The sequence below is a fragment of the Algoriphagus antarcticus genome, from assembly GCF_002150685.1.
Taxonomy (GTDB): domain Bacteria; phylum Bacteroidota; class Bacteroidia; order Cytophagales; family Cyclobacteriaceae; genus Algoriphagus; species Algoriphagus antarcticus.
In genome coordinates this window covers 162,347-168,653 of sequence record NZ_MSSW01000010.1, presented here as the reverse complement: position 1 = coordinate 168,653, position 6,307 = coordinate 162,347, and the positions used below count along the sequence as shown (strand labels likewise).

Genomic DNA, 6,307 nt, shown 5'->3' with positions numbered 1-6,307 from the left:
AAAATTTTTGTGCTTGCCTGAAGTTGGCCAGTGACCCCTAAAGGGTAGAAGGAGTTGGGTAATAAAATGAATTTTTAAAAAATCAGTGATGAGTATTTATGATGATGCAAATAGCCACTTTACAGAAAGTCCCATCGGGACGGTATTTTTGTAACCCAGGGTTTTAACCCTGGGTAAAGAAAGAACAACCATCTTTGCCTCCGGCGCAGAGACGTTTGTGAAAATAGAAAGTGATGCCGGATGATGAAAAAAGAATTGATTTTAAAACAAGACCGCCTTCTATATTTTTAATGAAGAATGTCGAATGATGAAGGGTGAATAATAAAGCTCTCAAAAACGGAAAAAGTCCCATCGGGACGGCATTTTTGTAACCCAGGGTTTTAACCTTGGGTAAAGAAAAAACAAAGATTTTTGCCTCCGGCGCATAGACGTTTGTGAAAATTGATAGTAATGCCGGAGAATGAAAAGAGGATTGATCAGAAAAAACATAACCATCAGTATTGTTATTTGCGAAATGGAAATGGATTACGATCCATAAAAGATTATTTTTTCTCTGTTCCCGTTCTTTTGGCTTGGCCCAAAAGAACCAAAAAGCCAAGTCGTGGCAAAGCTTCTGCCCGCATGGCCAAGCGCTGGCCCGCTGCCACGACCCCCTCCCCGCCCTAAAAACCGGCTAATCTGCTAAAAAATACCAGGCTGATTTGATTGCTAAAAGTCCCATCGGGATGGCATTTTTGTAACCCTGGGTTTCAACCCTGGGTGAGACGAATTAAGTAAATATCAGCCTCCGGCGCAGAGACGTTTGTGAAAATAGAAAGTGATGCCGGAGGATGAAAAGAGAATTGATTTTAAAACAAGACCGTCTTCTATATTTTCAATGAAGAATGATGAATTGTGAATAATGAAGTGGCTCTCAAAAACGGAAAAAGTCCCATCGGGACGGCATTTTTGTAACCCTGGGTTTCAACCCTGGGGGAGACGAATTAAGTAAATATCAGCCTCCGGCGCAGAGATCCAGTGAAAATTGATAGTAATGCCGGAGGATGAAAAAAGGATTGATCAGAAAAAACATAACCATCAGTATTGTTATTGGCGAATTGAAAATGGATTACCGATCAATAAAAGATTATTTTTTCTCTGTTCCCGTTCTTTTGGCTTGGCCCAAAAGAACCAAAAAGCCAAGTCGTGGCAAAGCTTCTGCCCGCATGGCCAAGCGCTGGCCCGCTGCCACGACCCCCTCCCCGCCCTAAAAACTGCCTAATCTGCTAAATAAATTACTTGGTGAAGTAATAGAAAGTCCCATCGGGACGGCATTTTTGTAACCCAGGGTTTTAACCCTGGGAAAGACGAATTAAGTAAATATCAGCCTCCGGCGCAGAGATCCAGTGAAAATTGATAGTAATGCCGGAGTATGAAAAAAGGATTGATCAGAAAAAACATAACCATCAGTATTGTTATTGGCGAATTGGAAATGGATTACCGATCCATAAAAGATTATTTTTTCTCTGTTCCCGTTCTTTTGGCTTGGCCCAAAAGAACCAAAAAGCCAAGTCGTGGCAAAGCTTCTGCCCGCATGGCCAAGCGCTGGCCCGCTGCCACGACCCCCTTTCCGCCCTTGAAACTGGCTAATCTGCTAAAAAATACAATGCTGGTTTGATTGCTAAAAGTCCCATCGGGACGAACTATGGGTAGCCTAGGGTTTCAACCCTAGGTAATATAGAGATAAAGGCCATTTCCCTCGGCCACGGATGTTGTTTTGGAAAAGATAGTTATGTCCGAGGAATGGAAAAGTGGAGATGTTTCAAGCATATAATCCTCAACCTTTTTAATAATGGGTAGCGAATTTTCATTAATGAACTTACCTTCGGTAGGCAGGTAATGAAGATGCTAGCAGTCAGGAGACTGCATTATCATGGGTCCAAGACTGAAGTCTTGAACCAGAGTTGGGTAATATAAACCCTCGAGGTTTGCTAAACATCAAAAGTTGTAAACAAAAAAGCCCCGATTTGCATCGAGGCTTTTTGGCATTTGGTGATGTGAAGAAACTAGACTATCTAAGTACTCTGTTTTACTAGCTGTCCTACACTTCGCATATTCATGGATTCCATTCCATACTCATTATGCAGCATAGTATAATGACTTAATACCTCAGCCAGCTCTGCCATGGAGCTTTCTGGATTGCCACCGAAATTATGTGGATGCCACCAGAGATGATAGACCTCCTTTTGCTTGGCGGCATATTCCATTTCCGATTTAATTCTTGCCAAGCGGCTTTTATTCATAATCAGATTATACTGCTGCTGAGGGCGGAGAATTCTGGAAGCAGGCACAATTACCGGTTCCTCTTCAATTACCTTCACCTCTTCCAAGGAGTAAGTAGTCTTATCCCCTACCTGAAAAAAGCAATCTGCGGAGCGGAAGATTTTCTTACTTAAGTTTTCATGCTGGGTTTCTTGCCAGTACCAATTGCGAGGATTTCCACGCACATACTTATACCCTTCCTGAAGGCAAATATTCAAATACAGTTCATTGATATGATTGCGGGGAAAGACAAGAGATTCAAGAGTTACCCCAAATTTATCCTGTGAAATTCTTTGGGTGGCCTGCAAATCCTCACGGAACTGCTCAGGACTTTGTCCACGCATCAGGGTGTAATAGTGCGCGTAGGTATGGGAACCCAATTCCTGTCCGGGAGTATCAAGAATTTGCTGTATTAGTTCGGGAGCGAAATGAACTTCTGGTCTAATTCCATACATTTTTACCCACTCGTATGCAGAGAATTTTCTATCACGATAGGACGGTAAAAACTCTGGTGAGTAATGTCGCCACTCATCTTCGTTAGCGGCAAAGAGCATTCCTACAGTTGCCCAGGTAGCCTCGATATTGGCCTCCGCAAACTTCTCCAGCATCACAGGGACGATCTTTCTGGTATTATAGAAGTAAGTAGGTTTGTAGCCAGTTCCTATCTTATCGAAGATTCCCCATAGGAGTTCGAAGTCGAGGGATATGGTGAAGGTGCCGGGCATTTGGTGGGAGGTTGGAGCCCCGATAGCTTTCGGGGGGGGAGATTGGAAATTATGTTATTTGGACACTATTTCTTTGAAGAATTCACATACTCTCTTTTTAGATAGAAGTTAAAATCATTAAGGACTCTAATCGACTCAAGTAGATCATTTCTGAGAGAGTGTAAAACTTCGTCTGAAATATAGTTTTCGTCATTTGCTTCAATAAGATGATCCGGAATTTCGGCTAATGCCCCTCTCGAATTATATTAAAATTTATTAGAATCCAGATAATGGAACCTGCCCCATCCCTCTGCAATATTTGCTGTAGATGAGCGACTAGCTCAAAGAATCTGAGATCTTAATTCAAACCTTTCAGAAGGCCGAAGATTGGGAGACCAGAGTTTTGGAGATTGGGGATCAGAGATTGGGAGATTGGAAGATTTGAGATTAGTCTCCCATTCTCTACTCTCTTATTCTCTATTCTCCCATTCTCTACTCTCTCCTCTCTTATTCTCCTTTTCATCTTTTCTCTCCAGATGGACAAATGAATTGTTATGTGGAAATACTCTCCGCCTCCTCTCTATTCTTCCTCTCCTCCTCCACTATTCGATTAAAGATTTCGCCTCGCTTTTTGATGCGGGTGGTTTTTTGCCAGTCCATAAAGGCGACTACCACAAAGAGCATGAAGTACATGATCTGGGATTTTTGGCGGATGATAATGCCAAGATTAGACATCACAAAGGTCATGGAGATGGAGATAGAAATAAATACCACCGCAGACATCTTCACCATAGCAGGAGCTATCTTGATGTAGGTCAGAAAGTCCTTGTGGATTACCTTGCTAAACATATAGATATAAAGCGCATTCTCAAAAGAAATGGCTATGCCAAGCAAATTAGGAGAGTCAATAAATAAGGGTCTAAACCAAAAGGTAAATAACTTCATGGGCATACTGTAAGATCCCATATCAACACCCGATCCTGCTGATTGCAATCTGCCAGAATTTAAAGCAGACTCCTCTTCAAAGCTATCCACCAAATTATTCGGATCATAGCCCAGATAAACAACCAAATCTTCGTACACAAATATGCTCATCCCTATAGCAAAGAAGACTACCAAATACTTTTGATAGAAAGGCACTTTTTCCCTACCCAGTACAAATCCTACCCCCATCCCTATCAAAATTGCAAATAGGATATGAGGGCGAACCATGTAGCATAGAAAGCTACCAAATGCTATATGAAAAATTCGCTTTGCAGGCCAGGAAAGGCCATAAACCAAAAAACCTATACCTGCAAAAATAATGGCCCCTTTTCCCAATGATGCAGTCCAAAAGTGCATATTTGGCAAAAACATAAAAATTGTAATGGCATCCCAGCCTTCAAATTTGGGATTGAATCGTAAGTTTTCTTTGAAAAACAGATAGAAATAAACAAACCCCCAGAAACCTAACCAAGTGGTCAGGAACATCATCATATCATAATTAAAACCAAACCAATTAATCCACGGAAAAGCTAACCATTCGACAAAGTCTGTCCCCGCAGAAAAAGCATCAAACCAGTTTCTCCAATCTTTGGTATGGTGAAAATAGTTTACAGAATCAGATCGGTTTAACTGTGCATAAGCCCAATACACCAATCCAAAGAACATGTGATACCAGAAAATCTGGTTAAGCATACCAGCCTTTACCCATTTATGCTCTCGCTGTAGATTACCGAGAATGGGTTGGCTGATGCCGAAGAGGATGAGGATGAGGATTACGGCGCCGATCACTTCGTTAATTTAAAATTTCTTTAATGAGGAATTTAAAATGCAGGTAATGTTTTTACCTCATTGCGGTGAGACAGCCGTCAGTGCGAGGAAATCCACTCGACAAAAGGAGCGTGTTTTGACGAAGCAATCTGCTAATTGAATTACAGATTGCTATGGGATGCGAGCAAAGCGAAGCAATCTGTTTATTTTTCTCCACAATCAATAAGCAATCTGCTATTACACCAGCAGATTGCCGCGGAATGATCAATTAGTTTGTAAAAGTTTTTGTCGTTTCAATCCTACCAATGACGGAATCATACACCCCTTCCAACTCCTCTACCATCCTCTTCATGCTGAAATGTTCTACCACACGCTTGCGGGCAGCTGTAGCCATTCTTTGATGAAGTGTGGGATGGGTTATTAATTCAATGCAGTAATCTGCTAATTCATCATACTCTTCTATTTCGGATAAAAAGCCCTGCACTCCGTGCTGGACTACTTCTCCTATACCTCCAGCTCTGGTTGACACCACTGGGACTTCGCAGGACATGGCTTCCAGCATGGCGATGGGTAAGCCCTCGAACTCGGAAGTACTGAGGTAAATATCCATGAGGGATAGGTAAGGAATAACCTGCTTCTGCACTCCCACCAAATGAAAATGGGCTGATTTACCAGATTCCACGATTTGCTTTTCCAGCCGACTTCTCCATTCTCCATCTCCAACAAGCAGAAAATGGGTATTCTCACATCTTTGAAGGATCTTCAAGGCTAAATCTATCCAAACCCAAAGACGCTTTTGATCACGGAATACGGCTACGATGCCGATTACCTTAGCTTCCGGGGGAATTCCAATAGAGCTTATTAGTTTATCTTTTGGGCGCAAGTTCGACGGAGTAATATTAAGATCAAATTGCTTCGGTGTCGTACTTCCGCCTCGCAATGACGTGTCAGCATCGGACATCCGACACCCGGCATCCGACATCCTCCTAAACACCTCCGTATTCACTCCATTCTGGATGACTTTGATCTTCATTCTTCCGCCACGCTTGTAGGGGTCTATCATGGAATTGAGCTGCATGGAGAGTGCGACCTCATTGGAAACAGCGATGGCAATGTCCTGGTTTTTGAAACTCATTCTATTACCCCAGTAAGAGACCTTATTATATCTGTCCCATGTATTATGCTCTGTATATACAATGGGGATATTCAATTTATTGCCTACAAATCGGGACAGTATGCCTGCCCAAGGAAGATGGGCATGAATAATATCTATTCCCAGTTCCTTGGCAAATGCTCTCACCTTTCTCACCTGAAAAAATAAACCCAAATTACTGGAAGGAATTAGATGAACCTGAATCCCTGCAGCCTCCAATTCATCCACAATGTTGTTTTTTTGTTGATAGAAGTACAAGCAATGGAATTCAAAATGCTCTTGATCATGCATCAAGGCTGTTTCTGGAATTAGTTTTTCTGCTCCTCCTCGTCCAAGAGATTTGATTAGGTGGAGGATTTTTATTTTTTTGTTCAAAGGGAGATTAGAGATTGGGAGA

Annotated in this window: 6 protein-coding genes; 2 read left to right on the top strand and 4 right to left on the bottom strand. The window is 42.0% G+C overall.

What is annotated here, in order from left to right; all coding sequences use genetic code 11:
* Positions 1-163: 163 nt before the first annotated feature.
* Positions 164-598 carry a hypothetical protein gene (locus BVH04_RS06735; RefSeq protein ID WP_086540703.1) on the bottom strand — a complete coding sequence of 145 codons (435 nt, stop codon included), beginning with the start codon at positions 596-598 and terminating at the stop codon, positions 164-166.
* Positions 599-1,033: 435 nt separating this feature from the next.
* On the opposite strand from BVH04_RS06735, the gene BVH04_RS06730 reads away from it, so the two are divergent.
* Complete coding sequence (locus tag BVH04_RS06730; RefSeq protein ID WP_140160538.1) at positions 1,034-1,261, top strand: hypothetical protein; 228 nt, start codon at positions 1,034-1,036, stop codon at positions 1,259-1,261.
* A 150-nt stretch (positions 1,262-1,411) separates the two neighbouring features.
* Positions 1,412-1,657, top strand: a complete 246-nt coding sequence (locus tag BVH04_RS06725; RefSeq protein WP_086540701.1) for a hypothetical protein — start codon at positions 1,412-1,414, stop codon at positions 1,655-1,657.
* 397 nt (positions 1,658-2,054) lie between these two features.
* Here BVH04_RS06725 and BVH04_RS06720 read toward each other — a convergent pair whose 3' ends face one another.
* The 3 genes from BVH04_RS06720 to BVH04_RS06710 all read right to left on the bottom strand — a co-directional run bounded on the left by BVH04_RS06720 (position 2,055) and on the right by BVH04_RS06710 (position 6,285).
* Positions 2,055-3,026: a polysaccharide deacetylase family protein gene (locus tag BVH04_RS06720; protein WP_086540700.1), complete on the bottom strand. Its 972-nt coding sequence runs from the start codon at positions 3,024-3,026 to the stop codon at positions 2,055-2,057.
* Between the two features lie 531 nt (positions 3,027-3,557).
* Positions 3,558-4,778, bottom strand: coding sequence for a hypothetical protein (locus tag BVH04_RS06715; protein ID WP_169714378.1), 1,221 nt, complete (start codon positions 4,776-4,778; stop codon positions 3,558-3,560).
* Between the two features lie 247 nt (positions 4,779-5,025).
* Positions 5,026-6,285: a glycosyltransferase gene (locus tag BVH04_RS06710; protein ID WP_240510852.1), complete on the bottom strand. Its 1,260-nt coding sequence runs from the start codon at positions 6,283-6,285 to the stop codon at positions 5,026-5,028.
* Positions 6,286-6,307: the final 22 nt, after the last annotated feature.